Genomic DNA, 25,699 nt, shown 5'->3' with positions numbered 1-25,699 from the left:
TCTCTCCATGATTGATTACTCGCCAGCGACCGGCTCGGGCCCCAGCGCCACCTGGTTATCTGAAACGCTTCAACGCTTGCCAGCCTTGCTCTGCTTGTCCGGTTTGCGCAGCCGGACGTAGAGGTCCAGGCCGCCGGTGGCGCTGCTGCCGCGTGACTCCAGGTCGAACCGCTTGGGCTCGGCGGCGATCAGGTCGCTGAGTTTTCTGCAGCCGTAGAGCCTGGGGTCGAAGGCCGGGCGCAGTTTACTGATGTTCTGCCCGAGGGTGCCGAGCTGGATCCAGTCCTCTTCTTCGGAGAGGTCGTCGAGTACCCGGGCGATGAAATCCACCGGCACTTGCTGGCACTTGATCGCTGCGCCTTTGTCGAGGGTCTTGGGCACGCGACTGACGGTTTCTTCAACCTGGGCAGCGGCGGCGGCAAGCTTCTCCGGAGACGGCGCTTCCGGCGACTGTTTAAGGGCGGCGGCACGGAGGATCTCGGTATAGATGAACTTGTCGCACGCCGATACGAATGGCGAAGGCGTCTTCTGCTCGCCAAAGCCATAGACGGTCAGGCCTTCCTCGCGGATGCGCGCGGCCAGGCGGGTGAAGTCGCTGTCGCTGGAAACCAGGCAGAAGCCGTCGAAACGCCGGGTGTAGAGCAGGTCCATGGCGTCGATGATCAGCGCGCTGTCGGTGGAGTTCTTGCCCGAGGTGTAGGCGAATTGCTGGATCGGCTGGATTGAGTGATCCAGCAGCACCTTCTTCCAGCTACCCAGGTTGGGCTTGGTCCAGTCGCCATAGATGCGCCGGACGCTGGCGACACCGTACTTGGCGATCTCCTCGAACAGCGGCTCGACAATGGCCGCCGGAGCATTGTCGGCATCGATCAGGACGGCAAGGAATTTCTGTTTTTGCGGGGCGCTGGACTTGTTGGCCATGGGTCATCCCTGGAAGAAGATTTCACGACCATAACGCCGGCAGGCAGGTGCTGACCAGAGGGCTGTACATGTGGCCCTGCAGGCACCGTTATAGAGGCGTATCACTGCTTTCAAAAGCACTAATGGCAAATTGACCTGAAAGGCCATTTGCCATACTGTCCGTTGCAAATTGTGACGGAGCGCAAGCCTCCGTTTAATCACCGTATCGATTACGTTTGGAGCAGGGATGCGCGGTGCATTGCTACGCAGTGGTAAAAGCGAGACTTTTACCGCGTTGGGAGAGACCGGGCAGCCGGTGTATCGGGCCGCTTTGCAATTGCACGAAGCCATTCGACGCAAGGATGCGAATCTCGTCGAGCATCTGGCGATACCGCAGAGCGATGAGCTGGGCAATCAGATCGACTGGTACAGCGACATTCCCGGCGATGTGATTCCCTGGACCTCGGCCACCGAAGAAGAGCGCGCGCCAGCCCGGCAACAGCTGGAAAAGCTGAAGACCGCGCTGGATGATCTCAGCACCCGCTTCCTCGGCAGCGATCCGGCTGACCAGCAGGGCGACAAGGCGGTGTTCGGCAAGCTGCTCAAGCGGGTCATCTACTTCCCCGATGAAAGCTTCGTCTATCTGGTGAATGGCAAGCCGGTGCTGACCTTCTGGGGCTTTCAGCATGCCGACGCTGACCGCAGTCTGGAGCCGCTGCATTGCCTGTATCCACGCAGCGAACCGGAGCCCAGCGCACCGCTGATACCGACGCCCGCTGCGGCTGCGACTGTGGCCGCTCCGTTGGCGGCGGTCGCCGTCGAGCCAGTACCGGTCGTCACCCGCCCCTGGTGGCGGCGCTGGTGGTGGCTGTGGCCGCTGCTCCTTCTATTGCTGACGCTGCTGTTGCTCAGCCTGCTGCGCGGTTGTATGCCCACCACCAGCTTACCGAACCTGCCCCAGCTGAATCTGCCGGCCATTTCCACGCCGGAACTGCCGAGCGGCTCATTGCCGGGTGGCGGGCTGGGCCTGAATGGCGGCGCCGGCGTTGGCGGGTCCGCCAGCGCCCCCGGATTGCCAGAGGGCAACGGGGGCTCATCAGCACCTGAATCCGCTGGGCCGGGTAACGAGCCGGAGTCGAGCGAGGCGCCTGCTGACGAGCCACCCGCCCCGCCTGCGCTGGAAGCTGAACCCGAAGCAGAACCCGCGCAGCCCGCTGATGAACCACAGGCCGAGCCGTCGCAGCCATCGGAGCAGCCACAACCACCGCAGCTGCCCCAGGACCCGCAAGAACCACTGAGCATTCCCGAGCAGGCCGGCAACGGCCCGGCAGACTTCCTCAATGGCGATTGGCGTGCCGGCGCCGGCATCCAGGATCGCCGCACGGGCAAGCCGCTGCGCCTGCAATACCGGTTCGATGACGGCAAGGGCGAGGTCACGGTGCGCCGCCCGGATGGCGTGGACTGTTCCGGCCCGGTCACTGCCGCCATGAACAACGGCAGCCTGGCCATCGACAGCCACGGCCAAGCCGCCTGCGCCGATGGCAGTAACTACGACATGCCACAGGTCACCTGCGCCAAGGGCGCACAGAGCATCGCGGACTGCACCGGCAGCTACGGAAACGAACGCTTCCCGATGTCCATGCGTCGCGCTGGCGAATAAGACTGGATGAATCCCAATGTTGCCTGAAGTCACCCAATTCGAAGACACCGTCACCCTGATCAGCGACACCGGCATCCAGTTCATGGATTTCGCGCTGTCGCTGGACCTGCGCAAGGAGCCGCCCGGCGAATTCGCGCCGCTGACCAGCGGCCTGCTAACGCGCCTGCTGTACAACGAGGAAAAGGACTTCTACTTCTACGAGCCAGAGCCGGAGAAGATCGAGAAGACCAAGCCCGTGTTCAGCCTCGACATGAAAAGCAGCCTGGACCTGCTCGATGGCCTCTGGCTGCCGATCCCCTTCTTCCGCTTCATGCCGCCCCATCGCTACGACGAAGGCCCGAGCAATTGGGCGCGCATGCGCCTGGTCAAGCTTCCCGCTCCGGACATCGACGGCAACAGCCATCGCCTGACGCTGGCCTTCGACAGCCGCGTCATGCCCCGCCAGGACGGCACCGCATACCTTGCACCCAACCAGGAAGACGTTAGCTCCGGCGTCGCCTTCCGCCTGGCCTGCAATATCCGCGATACCCGCTGGTTCCTCGATCAGGGCTGGGTCAGAGAATGGCTGCTGGAAGTGTTCCGCGAAGGCAATGCGCATCGTCCGCGCGATGAAGTCGATATCGAGGTGCGCGAAAACCATCACCTGGCGCACTACCTCAACCTGCTCAGCCTGATGGCGCAACCCGTGCCCGCGCAGCAGACCAATGCCCGCGCCAAGGTGGACATTCCCGAACTCAAGGTCGTCGCCAACGAGGTCAACGGACAGGTCAAGCCGATCCCCGTGGACTTGGTGCTGGACGTCGGCAACTCGCGCACCTGCGGCATCCTGATCGAGAACCACGGCCAGGCCGGCTCCGGACTCAAGCACAACTATGTGCTGGAGCTGCGCGATCTGATCACCCCCGAGCACACCTACAACCAACCGTTCGAGAGCCGCGTTGAATTCGCCCAGGCCAACTTCGGCAAGGATCAGTTCTCGGTCAAGAGCGGTCGCCACGATGCCTTCCAGTGGCCCACCATCGCCCGCGTCGGCAGCGAGGCCGGACGCCTGGCCAGCCGCCGACGCGGCACCGAAGGCTCGACCGGCCTGTCCAGCCCCAAGCGCTACCTGTGGGACGAGAACGCCTACGGCCACGGCTGGCGCTTCAACTGCTCCTATACAAAAGGTGACAGCGAGCCCTACGCCACCGCCGCACCCTTTTCGCACCTGATCAACGAAACCGGCGAGGCACTGTACAGCCTCGACGAGGACGACCGTCTGCCGGTGTTCATGCCGCGCTACTCGCGCAGCTCGCTGATGACCTTCATGCTGGCCGAAGTGCTGGCGCAAGCCCTGTCGCAGATCAACAGCCCGGCCCAGCGCTCGCGCCAGGGCCACACGCGCACACCGCGCCAGCTCAACAGCATCATCCTCACCGTGCCGCCGGGCATGCCTCAGGCCGAGCGCAGCATCCTCAACGAACGCATGCTGCAGGCCATCGGCCTGGTCTGGAAAAGCCTCGGCTGGCATGCCGGCGAGGAAGACCCGCACGAGGAGGACGTCAGCAGCGCGCGCACGCCGATCCCGAGCATTCGCGTGGAATGGGACGAAGCCTCCTGCGGGCAGCTGGTCTATCTCTATACCGAGGTCAACGAGAACTTTGCCGGTCACCCGGAAGAGTTCTTCGCCACCCTGGCGCGGCCCGACAAGGCCGACCGTGAGCGCATCACCCTGGCAACCATCGACATCGGCGGCGGCACCACCGACCTGGTGATCACCGACTACCGCCTGGACCGCGCCGGTAATGGCGGCAGCGGCAGCAACGTGCATATCGTGCCGGAACAACGCTTCCGTGACGGCTTCAAGGTCGCTGGCGACGACATCCTGCTGGACGTGATCCAGGACTTCATCCTGCCCAGCTTCGAGAAGGCTTTGCGGGTCGCCGGAGTGTCCAGCCCGAACGCGCTCATGTCGCGCCTGTGCGGCGACGAATCGGTCAGCGTGCAGGACGGCATTCTGCGCCAGCAACTCAACCTGCAGGTCTTCACCCCGCTGGGGCTGGCGCTGCTCAAGGCCTACGAACAGTACGACCCGGAGCACCCGCAGGAAGTCATCAGCCAGAGCTACGCCGAACTGCTCGGCGAGCAATCGGTAAACGACAGTGTGTGGGAATACGTCTGCAGCGCGGTACGCCGCGAAGTGGGTGGCCAGACGACGTTCGATCTGCTGCAGGTACCGATCAGCTTCGACCTGCAGCAATTGCACGCCGCCTTCCTCAACGACAGGATCAACCTGACCAAGACGCTCAGCGCCCTGTGCGAAGTGATCTTCCAATACCCCTGCGACATGCTGCTGCTGACCGGACGCCCCTCACGGCTACCGGGCGTGCAGGCCTTCATCCGCAAGATGCTGCCGCTGCCGCCGGGGCGCATCCTGCCGTTGCAGAACTACCGCACCGGCGGCTGGTATCCCTTCCACAAGAGCGGCCTGATTGACGACCCGAAAAGCACCGCCTCGGTCGGCGCCATGCTCTGCCTGCTGTGCGCCAACCACAGCGTGCCGAACTTCTATTTCCGTTCGGCGGCACTCAAGCCCTACTCGACCATCAAGCACATCGGCGTGATCGACCTGAACAACTTCATCAAGGACGCCGACGTGCTCTACCGAGACATCGCCTCGCAGGACGGCATGATCAGCCTGCCGCTGATCGGTGATGGCGATGACGCCGACACCCCGCAACTGGTCATGCGCGGCGACCTGCGGCTGGGCTTCCGCCAGCTGACCGCCGAGCGCTGGGCGGCGTCGCCGCTATACAGCCTGCGCTTCACCAAGGCCGGACGTGAAAAGTTCTCCCGCGCCGGAGAAGACGGTGAAGCGCCGCTGCTGAAGATTCGCTTCAAGATCGACACCCGCGACCAACGCACCCGCAAGCAGGGCCTGATCAGCGACCGGCTGGCCATCGCCAGCGTCGAGTCCAGCAGCAACAGGGTCGCGTTCAACGTGCGCAGTGATCTGGAGCTCGAGCTGAATACCATGCTCGACGCGGGACTGAGCGACACCAAGTATTGGCTGGACAGCGGAAGTGTGAAGCGCAAATGAGCAACCTGACTCCCAAACAGATCCAACTGAGCACCTCCTGGGCGGCCATTCACGAAGGCGCCGGCCAGGCCCTGGAGTGGATTCGCGAAGTGCGTGGCAACGCACCCCGCCTGGACAGCGAGGCCGACAGCTTCAACCTCAAGCTGCACCGTGCACGCAACCTGGCGCGCAGCCTTGGCCGGGTAGCCGGCACACCCATGACCATCGGCTTCTTCGGCCTGTCCCAGGCCGGCAAGTCCTACCTGATCTCGGCGCTCGCGGCGAACCAGCAGGGCAAGCTGGAAACCCTCTACGGCGACACCCGTCTGGACTTCATCAAGCACGTGAACCCACCGGGTGGCGGCAAGGAGGCCACCGGTCTGGTCACTCGCTTCAGCCGTACCGCGAAATCAGGACCGGCCAGCCATCCGGTAGAGCTCAAGCTGTTCAGCGAGATCGAGTTGGCCAAGATTCTGGCCAACGCCTGGTTCAACGACTTCAACCAGGAACTGGTCGACTACGAACTCGACGAGCCGCGCATCGCCCGCATCCTCAAGCCCTTTGAAAACGGTGCCACGAATGCCCCGCAGGCCGGCGTCAGCGCCGATGACGTGGTGTCGCTGTGGGATTACCTGCGCGACAACTTCGAGAAGTCGATCCGCAAGCTGGAGCACCTCTACTGGCCGCGGGCAATGGAGCTGGCGCCGCGCCTGAGCTGTACCCAGCGCGCCGAGCTGTTCTCGATTCTCTGGGGCGAGCAGCCGGAGCTGACCAACCTCTATATCCAGCTGGCCTCCACGCTGCAACGCCTGGGCCATGCACCGCGGGTGTTCGCACCGCTGAGTGTACTGGTCAGCCGTGACGGCGACGGTTACTCCCAGCGCGACAGCATCATGAACGTGGACATGCTTGAACGTCTGGGCAGCAGTCGCGATCTGCCGGTCGAGGTCTGCCCGGCGCCAGGCGATAACCTGCTGCCGGTCGTGGGCGTTCCGGTGGTGCAACTGGCCGCGCTGACCGCCGAAATGATCTTCCCGCTGGTCAATCCGACGTGTGACCCGCAGGTGGAACAGGTTGATCTGCTGGACTTCCCCGGTTATCGCGGACGCCTGGGCATCCGCTCGGTCAGCGAAGCCGGCAGCCAGGCCAGTGCCCAGGGCGGCAACCCCGTGTCCCAGCTGCTGCTGCGCGGCAAGGTCGCCTACCTGTTCGAGCGCTACACCGACAGCCAGGAGATGAACAGCCTGGTGGTCTGCACCAGCTCGTCCAAGCAGATCGACGTTAAGGACGTCGGCCCGGTACTGACCCGCTGGATCGAAAAGACCCAGGGCGCCACCGTCCAGGAGCGCGGCAAGCGCACACCCGGCCTGATCTGGGCGCTGACCATGTTCGACATGCAGATCGGCACCATGCTTGAGCAGGACGAAAACATGGTCCGCGAAGGCTGGGAAGGCCTGCTGAAGAAGACCATGCTGGAGCGCTTCGGCCAATACGAATGGATCCAGAACTGGGCCGGCCAGCCGTTCAGCAACACCTACCTGGTGCGCAAGCCGCGTCTGCCGATGGCCACTTTCGTCGAGATGGCCGAACACACCTACGACGAACTGGGCATGGTTTCGCGCTATCAGGCGCAATTGCAGCTGCTGGGGCGGACCTTCGTCGATGCGCCGGCGGTGTGCGAGCACATTGCCCAGCCGGACGAGGCCTGGGCGGCGATGATGGCGCTGAACGACGGCGGTATCCAGCGCATCAGCCAGTATCTCGGCCGGGTCGCCCACCTCGACTTCAAGCTCAACCGCATCGAGGAACAGCTGGAGCGCTGCAAGGACGATCTGTTGCACAGCCTCGACGGCTGGTATCACAAGGACGGCGAAGGCGCGCTGGCGCTCAAGCGTGCCCAGGCACAGATGATCCTGCAGGACCTGGGCCGCCGGCTGCCGGTGCTGGGCGAGCTGATCGACCACTTGCAATTACCCGGCGACAGCGTGCGCGACCTCTATCTGAGCGGCGCCTACGAGGTTGAAGAGAACGCCACCGAAAGCACCGAAGAAGCTGCCCAGGCCGCACCACAGAGCCTGTACGGCAACGATGGCGGCTTCGACTTCGGCGAGGTGTTCGGCAGCGCTGAAACACCGGCAGCCAAGGTGGCAGCGCCACAGCAACAAAGCAGCGAGCATCGCTTCGCCCGGGCCGTGTTCAAGGCCTGGATCAGCCATCTGCGTGAAATTGCCAACCGCCAGAATCTGCTGACCCTGCTGGGCCTGGATCGCAAGGTGGTCGAGGCCGTGGTCGATGAGCTCATCACTGCGGCCTATCGCCTCGACGTGCCCGAGCAGATCAGCCGTGCGCTGTTGCTGCGCACCCAGAGCGGCACGCGCCGTGATCAGCTGGTGCAGCGTCAGGTGCTGACCGTGCAGCTGGTATTGCGCGACTACGTGTCCTGGTTCGGCAACCTGCACAAGCCCGTGGACGCCCGACCCAAGAGCCTGATCGGCAGCAAGGATCACCTGTTCGCCTTCTATCGCCACCCGCAGCCGGGCCAGTTGCCCGAACTGCCTGTGCAGCCGATCGACCAGTCCAGGCTGTTCCTTGGCGACTGGCTGTCCGGGCTGGCCTGCATTACTCAGGACAACGCCGGGCACAGCGCCGGACGCGAAATCACGATTGAACAGAATGAATGGCTGGGCCGTGTGCTGCAGTCGTTCCAAGCGAGATAAGACATGCCCATACGTGTTGACCTGCTGACCCTTGAGCCAAACATCCCCGGCCAGGCCCGACTGGCGGTGAAGAAATGGCGCGGCGCCAGCGAGAAGCTGGAGTTTTCCATTCAGCGCAATCAGGACCAGTTCTACCTGCAAGGCGACCGGACCTGGAGCAACAATCCGTTCTGGTTCCAGGTGCCGTGCTTCAATCAGGGCGCCGACGAGGATGTGCTGGAAACCCTGATCGGCCCCGATGTGGTCGATCCCCTGCTGGAAGGCAGCGGCAGCTCGAACTTCCGCATCGAACTGCGTGAACTCGATGGCGGCCTCGTGGATCAGGGCGTGGTGCGCCCGGCCCAGGGCCTGCTGTCGTCGATTGCCGGTGGCGAAACCCGCGCGCTCTATGACGGCGGCAACATGAGCGTGCCCGAAGCGCCGCTGGAAATCCCGGACATGCCGTCGCTGGAGCTGCCTGAGCCGCAGCCGGCTGCAGAGCCGCTCAGTGCCACGCCTGAGCCCGAGCCGGTGGTTGCAGAACCGGCAGTCACGAAACCTTCGGCGCAGAAGAAAAGCAACCTGCTGCCACTGATCCTCGGCGTGCTGGTTCTCTTGGCAATCGCGCTGGGACTCTGGCTCTGGTTGAAGAAGCCAGCGGTTGAAACGCCGGCCGAGGCACCGCCCGCGGTAACCGAACCCGCTGCAGCCAGCGAGCCGGTCGCCGCCGGCCCCTGCACGCTGGAAAGCATGGCCAGCCAGAGCGAGCTGAGCTTCGTGCAGAACTGCATCCGCGAGGCGCCGGACAGCGCCGCGCTGCTGGAAATCATCGCCACCGCCAAGCAGGCCGGGCATTGCGGCATTGCCCAGCGCCTGTATGCCAACCGCGCCCAGGCCGGTGACGTGCAGATCGCCCACGCCTATGCGCGTGAGTACGACCCCGAGTTCCACCAGCCCAGCACTTGCTTCGCCGAGGCGGATGCCGCCACCGCAGCCTACTGGTACGAAACCATCCTCGCCTCGGCGCCGGACGACGCCCAGGCCCGCCAACGCTTCGAGGAGCTGCAACCGTGAGCCTGCGTATCAGCTGTGCGGCACTGCTGGCGTTCTGCGCCAGCGCCACCTTGCAGGCAGCGGACAAACCCCTGCTGCAGGAAGGCAAGCAGACCCTGTTCCAACGCGTACTGACCACGCCCAACTGCCAACTGAGCGCCAGCGCCGGTGGCAGCGGCCAGACACAGCCGGCATTCAGCCGTTTCTACGTCTACGAGCGCGCCCAGGCCGGTAACGCCGAGTGGCTGCGCGTCGGCCCGGACAGCTATGGCAAAACCATCGGCTGGCTGCCCGCAGCCTGCACCGTGGACTGGAAGATGCAGCTGACCCTGGCCTTCACCAACCCGGCCAACCGTGACCGCCTGCTGTTCTTCAAGGAGCGCCCGACGCTGGAAGGCATCCTCGATGCGCCGGACCCGGTCAGTCATGTCGCGCCACTGCGGGCCAAACTCAAACAGGGCCAGCCGGCCCCCGGCGTGCTGGCGCAGGAGCCGGAATTCTTCGTCGATCTGCAGAAGGAGTTCTACCTGCTGCCGGTGCTCAGCGGTGAGGAGGTGATGAGCGAAGAAGGTTTCCGCATGCGCCTGCTCAACGTCGCCTCGGTGAGCAAGGCCGAGACGCCATCCGCCACCGGCAGCAACGCGACGGGCGCCGCGAACGCAGCCGGCAGCGCAAGTCAGCCGGCCATCACCAGCCAGCTCAAGGAATTCAGCGCGGCCGTGGTGTTCGTCATCGATTCGACCATTTCCATGGACCCCTATATCGAGCGCACCCGCGAGGCGATCAAGAAAGTTTACGCGCAGATCGCCGTGGAAAACCTCGGCCAGCAGGTCAAGTTCGGCCTGGTCGCTTTCCGCTCCAGCACCCAGGCCGTACCGGGGCTGGAGTACGTCAGCAAGATGTACGCCGACCCCAACAAGGTCACGGACGGCGCCGACTTTCTGAGCAAGGTGGCCGACCTCAGGCAGGCCAAAGTGTCGAGCAGCAGCTTCGACGAAGACGCCTACTCCGGCGTCATGCACGCCATTGATCAGGTGGACTGGAGCCAGTTCGGCGCCCGCTACGTGGTGCTGATCAGCGATGCCGGCGCCATCGAAGGCGACAACAAGCTGTCCGGAACCGGTCTCAGCGCCGAACAGGTGCGGATCGAGGCCAGCAACCCCGGCGTGGCGATCTATACCCTGCACCTGAAGACCGCCGCCGGCCTGAAGAACCACGGCAAGGCCGAGGCTCAGTATCAGGCGCTCTCGACCTATCCGGGCACCAACACTTCGCTGTATTACCCGGTCAATGCCGGTGATCTGGACGCCTACGGGCGCAAGGTCGATGCCTTGGCCAACGCTATCACCAGCCAGGTCAAGGCCGCCTATAGGGGCGACGAGGCCATTGGCAGCGCACTCAATGCCAAGGCGGAACCGGCAGCTGCCAGCAGCGAAGAGCAGAAAATGCTCGACGACGCCGCCCTGATCGGCCACGCCATGCAGCTGGCCTATCTTGGGCAGAAGATCGGCACCCAGGCCCCCCCCGTGTTCCAGGCCTGGATCAGTGATCGCGACCTGATCAAACAGAACCTGCCGACCACCGATGTGCGCGTGCTGCTGACCAAATCCCAGCTCAGCGACCTCAGTGACGTGCTCAAGCAGATCCTCGACGCCGCCAACCAGGGCCTGATCTCGCCCAGCGAAATGTTCGAGCGCCTGCGTTCGGTGGCCGCCACCATGGGCGCCGATCCCAACCAGTTGAAGCAGGGCGACAACACCCGCCTGGCGGAGCTGGGCATGCTCGGCGAATACCTGGAAGACCTGCCCTACCAGAGCGAAGTACTCAATCTGGACGAGGAAACCTGGAAGAGCTGGGACGGCCTGGCCCAGGAGAAATTCATCCGCACCCTGAGCACCAAGCTGCGCCACTACCAGCGTTACAACGCCGATGTGGACCGCTGGGTGGCGCTGGCCAAGGACAGTGATGCACGCGACAACGTGTATCCGGTGCCGCTGGAAATGATGCCCTGAGCCATGCTCGATATTCAGGGACTACGGGTCGCACGGGGCAGCGGTGCGCAGGCGCATCGCGTCTGCCTGCCGGCGTTGCAGCTGGGGCATGGCGAGATTCGCGCCATCACCGGTGAGAGCGGCTGTGGCAAGAGCACCCTGCTCGAAGCCATCGGCCTGTTGCTCGCCCCGCAGGCGCTGACGCACTACCGGCTGGGTCGCGAGCGTGTGGATGTCTGCCAATTGCTGCAGGCCGACGACCAGTCGGCGCTGGCGGCAGTACGCTCGCGCCAGTTGGGTTTTGTCCTGCAAAGCGGCGGTCTGCTGCCCTTTCTCAAGGTGCGCGACAACATCAGCCTGCCGCGCCGCCTGCTCGGCCTGCCGTCGCGCAGCGGCCATGTGGAAAAGGCTGTGGATGTGCTGCGCCTGCAACCCTTGCTCGACAAGTATCCCCAGGCCCTGTCCATCGGTGAGCGTCAGCGTGTGGCTTGCGTGCGGGCCATCGCCCATGAGCCGCAACTGCTGCTGGCCGACGAACCCACCGCAGCGCTCGATCCGGTCAATGCACGGCGGCTGTTCGAGCTGCTGCTGAGCCTGGTGCGCGAGCTGGGGCTGACCGCGCTGGTGGTGTCCCACGACTGGGCGCTGATCGACGAGTTTGGTCTGGCGCGACTGGGCGCCGTCAGCCGTGAAGGGGAGACAGCCTTTGTCCCTGTGGCTTGATCGCTTCGCCCTGCTCGGCAGGCTGGCACTCAACGACCTGTGGCACGACCGCAAGGTGTCGCTGTGTGTGGCCGCCTCGCTGGTAGCGGTGATCGCCCCGCTGCTGCTGCTGTTCGGCCTCAAGCACGGTGTGGTCAACCAGCTGCAGGATGACCTGTTGCGCGATCCGCGCAACCTGGAAATCCGCCTGCTGAGCAGCGGCAACTACGACACAGCCTGGCTCACGCAACTGCAACAGCGCCCGGAAACCGGTTTCGCCATCGGTCAGACCCGCTCACTGAATACCCAGGCCGACCTGCTCGGCCCCAACCGACGCTTCGTCGAAAACGCAGAGATCATCCCCACCCAGGCCGGCGACCCGCTACTCGACACACCACTGAGCGCGCTACGCGGTAACCAGGTGATTCTCAGTGCACGCGCCGCCGAGCGCCTGAACGTCCAGGCCGGTGACTCGCTGCAACTGCAGGTGACGCGCCGGCTGAACGGTGTCAACGAACGCGGCGAGCAACCCCTGCAGGTGCTGGCGGTACTCGACCCGGCGCGTTTCGGTCGCCCCGCCGCCTTCGTCGCGCCTGAGCTGCTGCTGGGGCTGGAACGCTTTCGCGACGGCTATCAGGTGCCCGCGCTGGGCGCACACAGCGGTAACTCCGCCGAGGGCCTGACGCCCGGTTATGCCCGCGCGCGCTTGTATGCACGGGATATCGACAGCGTTGCGCCGCTGGAGCGCTGGCTGAATGCGCAACACATCGAAACCAGCAGCCGCCTGGCCGAGATCGATGCGGTCAAGGCCATCAACCATGTGCTGGGAGTGATCTTCGGCGTGATCGCCGGCGCTTCACTGGTGGGCTGTATCGCCTCGCTGATCGGCGCCTTCCTCGCCAACATCGACCGCAAGCGCCGCAGCCTGGCGCTGCTGCGCCTGCTGGGTTTTCAGCGAGCTGCGGTGGCTGGCTATCTGGTGCTGCAGGCGTTGTTTCTCAGCGGCGCCGGCTATCTTGGCGGTCTGGCGTGCTACGGCGTCGGCAGCCAGTTGTTCAACCGCCTGCTGGGCAGCAGCCAGGCCACAGGCGCCTTCGTCTGTGACATCACTTTCTGGCACGGGCTGATCGCCCTGTTGCTGGCGCTGCTAGTAGCGGCGCTGGTTGCCCTAATCGGCGCCTTGCGCGCCATCAGTATTGAACCTGCGGAGAGTCTGCGTGAACTCTAGAAACTGGTGCCGTTTCCTGCTGTTGCCCCTCGGGCTGGCCTGCACCCAGGCCTTCGCCACCTGGGACGAGAAACACTTCAACCCCATGCCCGAGGCCGGCGACGTGGTACTGCCCATGCCCTGCGACGGCTCCATGGTGTTCCGCAAGGTGCATATCCCCATGGCCGGTCCGCTGGACGACTATCCCATCAGCATCGGCCAGGACAGCGCCGAATGGGGCTACGTCGAGCAGACCCGCCCGGCCTTTATCGCCGGCAGTTTCACCTCCAGTGGTTCCAAGAAGTCGCGCTATTACCTGCTGGCCAAATATGAAATGACCCAGCTGCAGTACCGCGCCCTGACCGACGAGAGCTGCCCGACGCCGTCCAACAAGCTGCGCCTGCCGGTGGTGGCGGTCAGCTGGCTGGATGCGCTGCAGGTTTCGGACAAGTACAACCTGTGGCTGCGCCAGCACGCAGCGGGCAAGCTGCCCAGGGAAGACGGCGCGCTGGGCTTCGTGCGCCTGCCGACCGAGATCGAATGGGAATTCGCCGCGCGCGGCGGGCTGGAAGTCGGCACCGCCGAGTTTCGCGACGGTCGCTATCCGATGGTTGAAGGGTTGAACGGCCATGAATGGTTCGCCGGCTCGCAATCAGCCAACGGCCAGTTGCAGTTGTCGGGCCTGCTCAAGCCCAACCCGCTGGGCCTGCACGACATACTCGGCAATGCTGACGAGATGATCTTCGAGCCCTTCCGCCTGAACAAGCTCGACCGCCAGCACGGCCAGGCCGGCGGCTACGTGGTGCGCGGCGGCAACTACCTGACGGCGCAAGGGGAAATGCGTACGGCCCTGCGCAAGGAAGAGCCCTACTACAACGCCCAGGGCCAGGTGAAGAACAAGACCACCGGCCTGCGCCTGGCGCTGGTGTCGCCGACCCTGACCTCGCGCGAGCGGGTCGCCAGCATCGAAAGCAGCTGGAAGAAACTCGGCAGCGGAACGGAAGATGCCACCAAGGACAAGGGCACCGTGCAGGCGCTCGAAGCGCTGGCCTCCGGCGTCGAAGATCAGGCCCTCAAGGATCAGCTCAAGTCCCTGGAGAACCAGCTACGCGCCAGCAACCAGCAACAGGAAGAGGCTCGCGATCAGGCCATTCGCGCCAGCCTCAACCTGGGCGCCTTCCTCTGTACCAAGATGCTCGATGACGGCCAGTATCTGGATTTCCTGCAGAAAAACTACGACCTCAACTGCGCTGCCGGCGAGCAGGACCCCAGTTGCCCCATGCGCAAGGGCAAGCTCGACGAACAGCAGGACCGGCTGCACAAGCTCAGCCGCTACTACGCCAGTAGCCTGGTCGAGTCGGCCAGCCTCTACGGCCAGCCGCTGCTGCAGAAACAGCTGCCGGTGATGGAAGAGCTCATCGGTCGCAACAAGCAGCTGCAGGAACTCAAGCCCTATCTGCGCACCCACTGGGCCAACCAGAAGGCCTTCCTGCAGACCCAGAAGATCGACACCAGTGCCTGGCTCACCAGCTGCAAGGCCGTATCCCGATAACTAGAAAAAGCACAACGCCAAACACACAAGGAGCGACAACATGAAACTGAGCCAAGGTATGTTTTCCAGGGCCGTACTCGGCTTTGTCATGGCAGGCAGCATTCTGCTGAGCGGCTGCGCCAGCACCGGGAGCCTGCTCACCGACAGCTCGGTCCCGGCCGCCGACCCGCGCCTGACCCAGGGCAATGACGCCGCGTTCTTCAGCAAATCAGGCTTCACTGCCTGCGCCGGTGCCGCCAGCGTCGGGGTGCTGGCCTGCGCCCTGTCCAACTCCAGCAACAAGGCCGCCTGCGCCGTGGTCGCCGGCCTCGCTGCCTGCGGCGTAGCCATGGGCGCCAACTACTACTACGACCAGCGTCGCAGCCAGTACGCCAACACCGCCGAGCGCCTGGGGGTGATGAGCGCTGACATCCAGAAAGACACGGAAAATGTCGTCGCCCGTACCGAAACCATGCAGCGCGTCATCCGTGACGACGAGCAGAGCATCGCCGCCATCCAGAAGTCGATCAAGAACAAGCAGCTGGACAAGGTCCAGGCCGAGCAGGAGTTGGCTGGTGTCGACCAGAACCTGGCGCTGATGCGCAAGGAACTGGCCAATATGCGCAACAAGGTCAGCGAATACGAGAAGACCGCCAAGCTTGAGCGCGAAAGCGGTGCCGGCACCGATGTGGTCAAGATCGAAGAGGAGATCGGCAAGATGAACCTCAAGGTCGCGGCCCTGCAGCAGGAAGTCGATGGCCTCTATAGCCAGCGCTCCGCGATCACCCTGGGCTGAGGCGACGCACATGATCTTTCGACTGTTGTTTGGCGCCCTCGCGGCGCTGACGCTGGCCGGTTGCGCCACCGCACCGGCCAACTGCAACTCCGCCAACAATGACGCGAGCCTGATCGCCAAGATGCAATGCGACCACTCCGGCGGTTACAGCGCGCAGATTCGCCAGCGTGAGCAGGAGCTGCTGGATGCCCGGGCGGAAAACGAACTGTTCCACCGGGTATACGAGGAGATCAGCGCACAACAGCAGGCCACTCGCCAGAGCCTGGACGCCCAGCGCCAGCGGCAGGCCAGCCTGCAGCAGTCGTTGAACAGCCTCCTGAGCCAGCTCAAGAGCCGGCACGCCAACAAGGACCAGGTGCAACAGCAGATCGCCACGCTGGAACAGGACCTCCAGCGCAGCCCCGCCAGCGGTGGCAGTGCTGCCGAGATCGCCGCGCGTCAGCAGGAACTCAAGGCGCTGCAGCAGAAGGTCAGCCGTCTGCAATTGAGCCTGGGCTACGAGTAACCAGCCCACTCCCCCAGAGGCCGTCCTTGCCGACGGCCTTCATTTTTCAGGAATTCGCTTCATGCAGCGGGTGACACGCGAGTCGGCAACTTATCCCCAACAGGCGCTATCGGCACTCGATGCCAAGGTCGAGCTGATACGTCGGCATTTCCCGCCCAGCGTCGCCAGCCTGTACGCCGTGCCCCGGACCGGTGAGGACGGGAAACTGCAATGGTGGTCCGAACTTGCAGGACAGCCGCACCCCTATGCCGAACTGAACGCCGATCAGCAGCGCCGGCTGCTGGAGAAGTACCAGCAGCGCCAGCACGCCATCGGCCACCTGGCCAACGAGCTGCAAAGTCGCGGCCAGGACGATACCGCCACCCGCCTGCGCAGCCTGATCGGTGCGCCGGACCTGGCCAACCTCTACAGCCTCAACGATGAACCACTGGTGGTGCGCTGGGGCTTGCCGCCACCCCCGCCTGCGTCCGCGATACCGCCAGCTTCAATACCGCCGCAACCGACGCCAGTACCACGCAAACGCTGGTGGCTGCGCCTTCCGCTGTGGTGGCTGCTGCTGCCTTTGCTATTGCTTGTGTTGCTCTGGCTGCTCTGGTTCTGGCGGGGCTACCTGCTGCACCTGATCAACCCCACGCCAATGATCAGCCATGCCTGCCAACCGGGAAATGTGCGGCCTCCGGATTTTGCTGTGGTGCTGGATACCTCCGGGTCGATGAACCTCAATATCGACGTCTCGCCCGCAGACGACCAGTGGTTCCACAGCACCGGTGTCCACCTGCCGGAGAACAACCCGCGCCGGGCGCGCATGCTCAGCGAACCCACCCGGCTGACGGTGGCCAAGCAGGCGTTCGGCGGCATGCTCGACACCCTGCACCCCGACATCAACACCCGCCTGATCACCTTCGACGGCTGCTACAACCAGATCGACCGGGGTCTGTTCGGGCAGAGTCAGAGAGATCAGCTGAAACGCAGCGTACAACAGCTCGGCGCCAACGACGGCACGCCACTGGCCAGCAGCCTGGAGCTCGCCGCCAGCCAGGTCGATGGCCGCCTGCATGATGCGCTGGTGGTGATGTTCGTTGACGGTGAAGACGGCTGCGAACGCAACGCCTGCGCCGTGTCACGCAGCATCGCCCGCCAGCAGCCGCGCCTGCGTGTCAATGTGGTCAACATCAGCGACAGCGAACTCTCCAACTGCATCGCCGAAAATACTGGAGGCCGCGTGTATACCGCACGCAATGCAGCCGAAGTGTCGAGCATGCTGCGTGAAGCCAGCGAAGAGGTTTCGACCGATCCAAGCTGCCCGTAACCCCTGACAGAACAATTATTTTTACCGTGTCGCCTGTCCGCCCAGACAGTCGAACCCATCAAAAAGGGCGCAAGGAGCAACGCAATGGCTTACACCTCGATTATTTTCAAGAATCCCAATACTGGCGCGATGAAAGAAGCACCGGTTGGGTTTTCATGGACAACCTTCTTTTTTGGTTTTTTCCCTGCAATGTTTCGTGGCGACTGGAAATACGCGCTGATCCAGCTAGTCATAGCCTTCATTACGCTCGGCTTCAGCAACATTGTTTTCGCGTTTATCTACAACAAGCTCTACATCAGGGACCTGATCGGTGCCGGGTTCAAGGCACAGTCGATTGCCAGTGGCGACATGAACTTTGCGTCCGCCAAAATCGGCATGCAGATTCCTCAGCTTGAAACGGCTTGAAAAAGCGTGAGGCGCAATAACGAGCAAAAGCGACAGCACTGCTCAGCACCAGCGTCATTCTTCACCGTTAAGCACGGTTGCAGCTGACGCAGTGACCGGCAGATGACCACTCAGCGGCCATCTGCCGTGCGGCGATGAACGGCAAAAGAGCAGCCTCGGCAAAGTGACAAAATGCCATCACACCTGCAAACGGCCCTTTCTATGCCAGAGCGACTTTCCTATGCCTGCTGAAAAACGTTATTCCGTCATTCTCGAACACACCGGCCAGGTGCTGCTCGACGACGCTCCACTGTCACAGCTCGAGGCGTTCTGGGACGCCAACGACACCCTCTATTTCGGCCTGCGTATGGAGGACGAGGTGAGCGAACATGCCCGCGTATTCGTCACCGACGTGGTCCCGGAAGAGGAAGACGCCGCCTTCGCCTGACCTTGCTCCCTTCAGGCCTGCACACTCAGAACATCCCCAGCGTCACCGCCGCCAGCACCAGATAGCGTGCACCCTTGGCCAGGGTCACCAGCAGCAGGAAGCTCCACAGCGGTTCGCGCAGCATGCCGGCGACCAGGGTCAGCGGGTCGCCGATGATGGGTACCCAGCTCAGCAACAGTGACCAGCGACCGTAGCGGTGGTAGCTTCGCTGGGCTTTTTCCAGCTGCTGCGGGCTGGCCGGAAACCAGCGCTTGTGGCGCAGGCGCTCGACGTAGCGCCCGAGCAGCCAGTTGACGAGCGAACCCAGCACATTGCCCAACGTGGCCACCGCCAGCAGCGTGGCGGTCGGGAAGTTTCCGCTGAGCAACAGCCCGACCAGTACCGCTTCGGACTGTGCCGGCAGCAGCGTAGCGGCAGCGAAGGCGGCCAGGAACAGGCCCAGATAGGCGGAAAGGTCGAGCACGGGGTTTCACCGGATTGTTGGCAGCAGTGCGGTAGCGTACGAAGCGGGAACAGACCCTAGCAGAGGATTTGAATGAACGGCAGGTTGATCTATCTCATGGGCCCTTCGGGTTCGGGCAAGGACAGCCTAATGGATGCGGCACGCGAACGCCTGACAGAGGGCGGCGTGCGCATTGCACGGCGAGTCATCACGCGCTCGGCAGAGGCCGTGGGCGAGGATGCGGAGGCGGTAAGCGAAGACGAATTCAAACGACTCGAAGCCAGTGGCGCCTTTGCCATGAGCTGGCGGGCCAATGGCCTGGCCTATGGAATTCCCGTGCAGATCGATCAGTGGCTGGCCGACGGCAACGATGTACTGGTCAATGGCTCGCGCGGATACCTGCCCCGCGCGCGCCAGCGCTATCCCGATCTCCTCGCAATTCTGCTCAGCGTCAGCCCCGAGGTACTGCGCCAGCGCCTGCTGGCTCGCCAGCGTGAAACCCTCGAACAGATCGAGCAGCGCCTGGCGCGCAATGCACGCTTCATGGAATCCCCGGACAACTTGCAGCTGCTGGACAACTCCGGTGACATCGAGCTGACGGTGCAAGAGCTGCTGCGCATCCTCAAGCACGCCTGAGCGCCTTGAGGTTTCAAGCGCAGCGCGCGGTTTTTTAGAATCCCGAACCCGGTCGGTCGAGATAGCCTTGCTCGGCTTCACTTGATACGCGGCCAAGCATTGCATTGCGGTGGGGGAAACGGCCAAAACGGGCAATCACGTCGCGATGACGCCGGGCGAAGTCGAGAAAACCCGCGAAGGCAGGTCGCTCATCTGGCATAGCCATATCGCACAGTGCAGTGAACCGGGCCACTGCCAGTTCCTGATCCGAAAGGTTCTCGGCGTGCTCCAGCACCAGGTAGATGAAGGTCCGCTCAATGGGCGCGAGCAACCTGTCGCGGCCCTGCAGCATACCGTCGCTGACCAGCTGCCGGGCACGCTCGTCGCCGGCAAATGCCCGTGGCGTGCCGCGATGAATCATGCGAGGTAACTGGTCGAGCAGCAGGACAAGCGCCAGCCAGCCCTGCTCCACGCGGGACCATTCCAGCAGGCCGCCAGCGCACGCCTGATCGCACAAATCGCCGAAACGCTCACGGGCCTCGCGGTCCTGTTCAGGTTTGTAGCCGAACCACAGCTGCTGCTTGTCGCTGACGATCTGTTGCGCCGTGCAGCCCTGGCCAAACCACCAGTCCAGCAAGTCCTGCCAGGGCGCGGGCATCATTTAGCCCTTGTGATAACCGGTGACGCGCTCGACTTCTTCCGGCGAGCCGAGGAACACCGGCACGCGCTGGTGCAGTGAGGTCGGTTTGATATCCAGAATGCGCTGTTTGCCATCGGTAGCGGCGCCACCCGCCTGCTCGATGATGAAGGACATGGGGTTGGCCTCGTACATCAGGCGAAGCTTGCCGGGTTTTTCCGGTTCACGGTCGTCCCAGGGGTACATGAACAGACCACCACGGGTCAGGATGCGATGCACATCGGCCACCATCGAGGCGATCCAGCGCATGTTGTAGTTCTTGCCCAGCGGACCTTCCTCGCCGGCCAGCAGTTCGCTGACGTAGCGCTTGACCGGCTCGTCCCAGTGACGCTGGTTGGACATGTTGATGGCGAACTCGGCGGTGCTGTGCGGCACCCGGATGTTGTCGTGGGTGAGCACGAAGCTACCCAGCTCGCGATCCAGGGTAAAACCCATGACGCCATTGCCGAGGGTCAGCATCAGCATGGTCTGCGGACCATAGATGGCATAACCGGCCGCGACCTGCTTGGTGCCCGGCTGCAGAAAGGCCTCTTCGCCGAGCGCATCATTCTGGCTGAAGCATTCGCCCGGGCAGCGCAGCACCGAGAAGATGGTGCCGACCGAAACGTTCACGTCGATGTTGGAGGAGCCGTCCAGCGGATCGAATACCAGCAGGTACGCGCCCTTGGGGTACTTGCCGGGAATCTGATAGGCGTTGTCCATCTCTTCGGAAGCCATGCCGGCCAGGTGGCCGCCCCACTCGTTGGCTTCCAGCAGGATCTCGTTGGACAGCACGTCCAGCTTCTTCTGGACCTCGCCCTGCACGTTCTCGCTGTCGGCACTGCCGAGCACACCGCCCAGCGCGCCCTTGGAAACCTGATGGCTGATCTCCTTGCACGCGCGTGCCACCACCTCGATAAGGAAGCGCAGATCCGCCGGGGTGTTGTTGCTGCGAGTCTGCTCGATCAGGTAGCGGCTCAGGGTTACGCGTGACATGGAATGACTCCGGGAGAGAAAAAACCCGCGCAGTTTAGCAGGGCACGGGGCTACTAATCTCCTCAGACCGACCATGGTCTGCAGGAGTTCAGCGAAACGGTAATGGCCGCTCGTGGGGTCGGTGGAGCGTGACCCGACCTACATGACCTTCCAGATCTCCTCGGCGTATTCGCGGATGGTCCGGTCCGAAGAGAACCAGCCGGTACGTGCGGTATTCAGCACGGCGGAGCGCCACCAGCTATCGGGATCGCGCCAGCGTGCTTCCACGTCCAGCTGCGCCTGCCAGTAGGCCTCGAAATCAGCGCAGACCATGAAGGTGTCGTGCCATTTGAGGCCGTCGATCAAGGCCGTGTAGCGGCCCGGATCATCCGCCGAAAAGGCTCCATCGCGAATGGCCAGCAGTACCTCGCTGAGACGAGGTGAGCTGAAAATGGTCGCTTCGGCGCTGTATTCGCCCGCCTGCTTGCGCGCCTCCACCTCTTGCGCTGTCATGCCGAAGATGAACATGTGCTCCAGACCGATCTGCTCGCTCATTTCCACATTGGCGCCATCCAGGGTGCCGATGGTCAGCGCGCCGTTGAGCGCGAATTTCATGTTGCTGGTGCCTGAGGCCTCCAGGCCGGCGGTGGATATCTGCTCGGAAAGGTCGGCTGCCGGAATGATGCGTTCGGCCAGGCTGACGTTGTAGTTGGGCAGGAATACCACCTTGAGCAGGCCGCGCACTGTCGGGTCGTCGTTGATGGTGCGGGCGATGTCGTTGGTCAGTTTGATGATCATCTTGGCGGTGTGATAACTGGCCGCCGCCTTGCCGGCGAAAATCTTCACCCGTGGTACCCAGGCACCGCCTGGATCGGACCGAATCGCCTGATACAGCGCCACGGTATGCAGCAGGTTGAGCAACTGTCGCTTGTATTCGTGGATGCGTTTCACGTGCACATCGAACAGCGCACCTGGATCGATGCAAATACCTGTACTTTCCTGAACAACACGCGCCAAAAGCTGCTTGTTGGCCAATCGCTGCGCAGCGAAGCGTGCGCGGAAATCCGCCTGTTCAACGAAGGGCTCCAGCTTGAGCAACAGGGTTTGCGGGGCATCGAGCAGGCCATCACCCAGGTGTTCGACCAACAGGCTCGTCAGCTGGGGGTTGGACTGATACAGCCAGCGGCGAAAGGTAATGCCGTTGGTCTTGTTGCTGATGCGTTGCGGATACAGCGAATGCAGATCGGTAAAGACCGTCTCACGCATCAGCCCGGTATGCAGTGCCGAAACCCCGTTTACGCAGTGCGACCCGAGAAACGCCAGGTTGCCCATGCGCACCCGGCGCCCGTTGCTTTCCTCGATCAGCGACACCGAGCGCAGCAGTTCGGCATCGTGAATATCACGCGCGCGCAAGCTGTCCAGGTGGTGCGCGTTGATCAGGTAAATGATCTGCATATGACGCGGCAGCAACCGCTCCATCAGACCTACCGGCCAGGTTTCCAGAGCCTCGGGCAATAGCGTGTGGTTGGTGTAGGACAGGGTCGCGACTGTCAGCTCCCAGGCCTTGTCCCAGGCAATATCGTGCACATCCACCAGCAGCCGCATAAGCTCTGCCACGGCGATGGCCGGATGGGTGTCATTGAGCTGGATGGCAGCGAATTCCGGCAGGTTCAGCAGGGTGCCTCGCTGATCCAGATGCCGACGCAGTAGATCCTGCAGCGATGCCGCAACAAAGAAGTATTCCTGGCGCAGCCGCAGCTCCAGACCCGCTTCAGTGCTGTCGGCGGGATAAAGCACCCGCGAAATACTTTCGGCACGTGCGCCTTCTGATACCGCACCGACATGGTCGCCGGCATTGAAGCGTTCCAGATGGAAATCCGCTTCGGCGCGGGCTCGCCATAACCTCAGGGTATTCACACTGGCACCACGCCAGCCAACAATGGGCGTGTCGTAAGCGATGGCGCGCACACCCTCGGCCCAGTGCCAGAAATGCTTGGGCTCCTTGCCGGGTGCTTCGGCGGGCAAGGCCATGACGCTGCCACCGAAGCCGATCAGGTAGCTGACCTCAGGCCGCTCGAACTCCCAGGGATTGCCGAAAGTCAGCCAGGTCTCGGTCTGCTCGTGCTGCCAGCCGTCGACGATGGCCTGGCGAAACAGGCCATGGTCATAACGAATCCCGTAACCATGAGCGGCAATGCCCAGCGTCGCCATGCTTTCCATGAAGCAGGCGGCCAGCCGCCCCAGGCCCCCATTCCCCAGTGCCGCATCCGGCTCGGTCAGGCGAATACGCTCGAAATCGACATCAATCCCGGCCAGCGCCAGCCGCGCGGTTTCCAGCAGGCCGAGGTTGCTCAGGCTATCAATGAGTAGCCGACCGATAAGAAACTCCAGGGAGAGGTAGTAAACGCGCTTCTTGCCCTGTCGATAGGCCTCGCGGGTACGGTCCATCCATTGGTCGATCATGCGGTCACGGGTGGCCAGCGCTACCGCCTCGAACCAGTCGTGATCGGAAGCATGCTCGGGGTCCTTGCCAATGGAGTAGGTCAGCTTGGCGAGAATGATGGTGCGGAAGGCTTCCACTTCATCGGCAAGGGGGGCGGACTGTTCTGGTGTCATGGACGGGCCTCGTAGCGCTACGCGAATGGCGATGTGGAGGGATTTGCAGGTCCAACCCGGCTCCGGGCGACCTTCTGGACACTTCTAAAAACCAGCTGCGTTGCCATCGCTGCGTTTATAGAAGCACCCCTCCTGTCGGGCTTCGACTCGTCGGATTCACTGGAAATTCCACTCGACGCCGTTATCATCGCGCGCCCTCATTACCGAATTGCGCCTGTGAAGACCCGATTGATCGCTTCCGCCGACCCCGACCGCCTGGAAACCTGGGCGCGCTACAGCAACGGTCTTTGCCGCGACTGTCGCGCCACCTGCTGCACGTTGCCGGTGGAGGTGCGCATTGATGACCTGATCCGTCTGGAAGTGGTCGATGCCTTCGAGCGCGACGAACCGCCCAGAACCGTCGCCAGGCGGCTGAGCAAGGCCGGTATCGTCGAGCATTTCAACCAGAAGCACGGCATCTTCACCCTGACCCGCCTGGCCAACGGTGACTGCCTCTATCTCGACCGGCAATCACGGCTGTGCACGGTCTACGCGAAGCGCCCGGACACCTGCCGCAATCATCCGAAAATCGGCCCCAGGCCCGGTTATTGCGCCTATCAGCAGAAAACCGCTGCACGCTGAGAGGATGTTTGCGAGTCAAGGCACTCGACCAGCCACGTTGTATTCCGCCTCAGAAAGCCGGTCTCGAGAAGGTTCACCAATAGGCCACGGACACTGGCAATATCGTGACTCAGCAGTCATGCTTTGCGTCTGCCTGTATCCGCAACGTTTAGGAACCCTCCCGGCATGAGTCGCGACAGCCGTTATCTGGAAGACCTTCTGCACCACGACATCCCCTTGACGCGCGCGCTGGGGCTGCAAGTCGAGCAGTGGGAGAATCATGAATTGCGTGTGAAGGTACCGCTGCAAGCGAACATCAATCACAAGAGCAGCATGTTCGGCGGCAGCCTTTACTGCGCCTCCGTGCTGGCTGGCTGGGGCTGGCTGCATCTGCGCCTGCGCGAGGCAGGCATCGAAGATGGCCATATCGTGATTCACGAGGGCCAGATCGACTACCCGCTGCCGGTGGTCGACGATGCCACGGCGATTTGCTCAGCTCCCGAGGACAGTGCCTGGGAACGCTTCGAAACCATCTACCGCCGCCGTGGCCGCTCGCGTCTGACCCTGCACAGCCGCATCCTGACTGCCGATGGCCGCGACGCCGTGCGCTTTACCGGGCAGTTTGTACTGCACAAGTAACCTCGCCGACTGAGGCTTCATTGCGAAACCTCAGCATCTCCCGATTCAGACGTAACGCGACTTGGGCGTAGCCATCGGCAGCGGGCCGTCGCCGATCAGACGGAACTCGCCCTTGGCCGCATCATAAGCACGGATCTCACTGGTGCCGATGTTGTAGAGCCAGCCGTGAATGAACAGCTGCCCACTGGCCAGGCGCGCCGCCACCGACGGGTGAGTACGCAGGTGTTCGAGCTGCGCCAGCACGTTTTCCTCGGTGAGAATGCGCAGCGTGCTGTCGTCGGCACACCCGCAGTTCTCCTCCACCACGGTACGGGCCACTTCGGCATGCCGCAGCCAGCTCCTGACCGTGGGCATGCGATCCAGACTGGACGGATTGAGCACCGCTTTCATCGCGCCGCAATCGGAATGCCCGCAGACAATGATGTGCTTGACTCCCAGCGCCATCACGGCGAACTCGATGGCCGTCGAGACACCACCGTTCATCTGCCCATAGGGCGGCACGATATTGCCCACGTTGCGGGTCACGAACAGGTCGCCCGGCGAACTCTGGGTGATCAGCTCCGGCAGGATGCGCGAATCTGCGCAGGTGATGAACATCGCCCGCGGCGTCTGTTCGTTGGCCAGTTTGTCAAACAGCTCGCGTTGCTGCGGATAGACATCCTCGCGAAAGCGCATGACACCTGCGACGAGGTTGTCGAGCGCTTCCTGCGCGGTTTCGTTCGGCACGTCTTCGAGGCACATGTTCAAGATCTCTTCTGGTTGATTGCCCGCAGTCGCGGGCTTGTTTTCGTCACGGGTGCGGTGTTCAAGAGGTTGCAGAGGTTCCTGCGCGGCCACCGGCTGCATCACCGTCGCGCCGGACGGGAGCTATAGAATTATTCCCGGGCACAGGGCAG

The 25,699-nt window shown here is 63.2% G+C and carries 22 protein-coding genes; 16 read left to right on the top strand and 6 right to left on the bottom strand.

Annotated features, from left to right (window positions below):
- Positions 1-69: 69 nt before the first annotated feature.
- A complete protein-coding gene (locus tag NAV32_RS04745; protein WP_256051645.1) occupies positions 70-921 on the bottom strand; it encodes an NYN domain-containing protein in 852 nt (283 codons plus the stop codon).
- Between the two features lie 226 nt (positions 922-1,147).
- Here NAV32_RS04745 and NAV32_RS04740 point away from each other — a divergent pair, with 226 nt between their 5' ends.
- The 13 genes from NAV32_RS04740 (at position 1,148) to NAV32_RS04680 (ending at position 18,240) form a co-directional block, all read left to right on the top strand.
- A complete protein-coding gene (locus NAV32_RS04740) occupies positions 1,148-2,560 on the top strand; it encodes an SrfA family protein (protein WP_256051644.1) in 1,413 nt (470 codons plus the stop codon).
- A 16-nt stretch (positions 2,561-2,576) separates the two neighbouring features.
- Complete coding sequence (locus NAV32_RS04735; protein WP_125940464.1) at positions 2,577-5,639, top strand: virulence factor SrfB; 3,063 nt, start codon at positions 2,577-2,579, stop codon at positions 5,637-5,639.
- Positions 5,636-8,335: a putative virulence factor gene (locus tag NAV32_RS04730; protein WP_256051643.1), complete on the top strand. Its 2,700-nt coding sequence runs from the start codon at positions 5,636-5,638 to the stop codon at positions 8,333-8,335. Before NAV32_RS04735 ends, NAV32_RS04730 begins: the two co-directional genes overlap by 4 nt.
- 3 nt (positions 8,336-8,338) lie before the next feature.
- Positions 8,339-9,388 (top strand): hypothetical protein, encoded by a 1,050-nt coding sequence (locus NAV32_RS04725; protein WP_256051642.1) that lies wholly within the window; start codon positions 8,339-8,341, stop codon positions 9,386-9,388.
- Complete coding sequence (locus NAV32_RS04720) at positions 9,385-11,379, top strand: vWA domain-containing protein (protein ID WP_256051641.1); 1,995 nt, start codon at positions 9,385-9,387, stop codon at positions 11,377-11,379. The genes NAV32_RS04725 and NAV32_RS04720 overlap by 4 nt, the downstream gene beginning before the upstream one ends.
- Before the next feature lie 3 nt (positions 11,380-11,382).
- Complete coding sequence (locus NAV32_RS04715) at positions 11,383-12,081, top strand: ABC transporter ATP-binding protein (RefSeq protein WP_256051640.1); 699 nt, start codon at positions 11,383-11,385, stop codon at positions 12,079-12,081.
- Complete coding sequence (locus NAV32_RS04710) at positions 12,065-13,288, top strand: FtsX-like permease family protein (RefSeq protein WP_256051639.1); 1,224 nt, start codon at positions 12,065-12,067, stop codon at positions 13,286-13,288. The genes NAV32_RS04715 and NAV32_RS04710 overlap by 17 nt, the downstream gene beginning before the upstream one ends.
- 85 nt (positions 13,289-13,373) lie before the next feature.
- Positions 13,374-14,819, top strand: coding sequence for a formylglycine-generating enzyme family protein (locus tag NAV32_RS04705; protein WP_256051730.1), 1,446 nt, complete (start codon positions 13,374-13,376; stop codon positions 14,817-14,819).
- Positions 14,820-14,859: 40 nt separating this feature from the next.
- On the top strand, positions 14,860-15,594 hold the full coding sequence (locus NAV32_RS04700) for a hypothetical protein (RefSeq protein ID WP_256051638.1): 735 nt from the start codon (positions 14,860-14,862) through the stop codon (positions 15,592-15,594).
- 10 nt (positions 15,595-15,604) lie between these two features.
- The gene (locus NAV32_RS04695) at positions 15,605-16,099 is read left to right on the top strand and encodes a hypothetical protein (RefSeq protein ID WP_256051637.1); all 495 of its coding nucleotides are present in this window, start codon (positions 15,605-15,607) and stop codon (positions 16,097-16,099) included.
- A 61-nt stretch (positions 16,100-16,160) separates the two neighbouring features.
- The gene (locus NAV32_RS04690; protein ID WP_256051636.1) at positions 16,161-17,408 is read left to right on the top strand and encodes a VWA domain-containing protein; all 1,248 of its coding nucleotides are present in this window, start codon (positions 16,161-16,163) and stop codon (positions 17,406-17,408) included.
- Between the two features lie 84 nt (positions 17,409-17,492).
- Complete coding sequence (locus tag NAV32_RS04685) at positions 17,493-17,813, top strand: hypothetical protein (protein WP_256051635.1); 321 nt, start codon at positions 17,493-17,495, stop codon at positions 17,811-17,813.
- A 220-nt stretch (positions 17,814-18,033) separates the two neighbouring features.
- Entirely contained in the window at positions 18,034-18,240 is a 207-nt protein-coding gene (locus NAV32_RS04680; protein ID WP_256051634.1) for a hypothetical protein, read from the top strand.
- A 25-nt stretch (positions 18,241-18,265) separates the two neighbouring features.
- On the opposite strand, the gene NAV32_RS04675 is transcribed toward NAV32_RS04680, so the two are convergent.
- Positions 18,266-18,703 carry a VTT domain-containing protein gene (locus NAV32_RS04675; RefSeq protein ID WP_256051633.1) on the bottom strand — a complete coding sequence of 146 codons (438 nt, stop codon included), beginning with the start codon at positions 18,701-18,703 and terminating at the stop codon, positions 18,266-18,268.
- 72 nt (positions 18,704-18,775) lie between these two features.
- Here NAV32_RS04675 and phnN point away from each other — a divergent pair, with 72 nt between their 5' ends.
- Positions 18,776-19,318, top strand: coding sequence for a phosphonate metabolism protein/1,5-bisphosphokinase (PRPP-forming) PhnN (phnN, locus tag NAV32_RS04670; protein WP_256051632.1), 543 nt, complete (start codon positions 18,776-18,778; stop codon positions 19,316-19,318).
- 34 nt (positions 19,319-19,352) lie between these two features.
- Here phnN and NAV32_RS04665 read toward each other — a convergent pair whose 3' ends face one another.
- The 3 genes from NAV32_RS04665 to NAV32_RS04655 all read right to left on the bottom strand — a co-directional run bounded on the left by NAV32_RS04665 (position 19,353) and on the right by NAV32_RS04655 (position 23,564).
- Entirely contained in the window at positions 19,353-19,955 is a 603-nt protein-coding gene (locus tag NAV32_RS04665) for a DUF924 family protein (protein ID WP_256051631.1), read from the bottom strand.
- Positions 19,956-19,958: 3 nt separating this feature from the next.
- Entirely contained in the window at positions 19,959-20,969 is a 1,011-nt protein-coding gene (locus tag NAV32_RS04660; RefSeq protein ID WP_256051630.1) for a class 1 fructose-bisphosphatase, read from the bottom strand.
- A 138-nt stretch (positions 20,970-21,107) separates the two neighbouring features.
- Positions 21,108-23,564, bottom strand: coding sequence for a glycogen/starch/alpha-glucan phosphorylase (locus NAV32_RS04655; RefSeq protein WP_256051629.1), 2,457 nt, complete (start codon positions 23,562-23,564; stop codon positions 21,108-21,110).
- Between the two features lie 216 nt (positions 23,565-23,780).
- Here NAV32_RS04655 and NAV32_RS04650 point away from each other — a divergent pair, with 216 nt between their 5' ends.
- Entirely contained in the window at positions 23,781-24,185 is a 405-nt protein-coding gene (locus NAV32_RS04650; protein WP_256051628.1) for a YkgJ family cysteine cluster protein, read from the top strand.
- A gap of 165 nt (positions 24,186-24,350) precedes the next feature.
- A complete protein-coding gene (locus NAV32_RS04645; protein WP_256051627.1) occupies positions 24,351-24,803 on the top strand; it encodes a thioesterase domain-containing protein in 453 nt (150 codons plus the stop codon).
- Positions 24,804-24,848: 45 nt separating this feature from the next.
- On the opposite strand, the gene NAV32_RS04640 is transcribed toward NAV32_RS04645, so the two are convergent.
- Complete coding sequence (locus NAV32_RS04640; RefSeq protein ID WP_256051729.1) at positions 24,849-25,544, bottom strand: carbonic anhydrase; 696 nt, start codon at positions 25,542-25,544, stop codon at positions 24,849-24,851.
- Positions 25,545-25,699: the final 155 nt, after the last annotated feature.

The sequence above is a fragment of the Stutzerimonas stutzeri genome, from assembly GCF_024448695.1.
GTDB classification, from domain to species: domain Bacteria; phylum Pseudomonadota; class Gammaproteobacteria; order Pseudomonadales; family Pseudomonadaceae; genus Stutzerimonas; species Stutzerimonas stutzeri_T.
The sequence above is the reverse complement of the archived record's forward strand: the minus strand, read 5'-3'. Positions and strand labels throughout refer to the sequence as shown.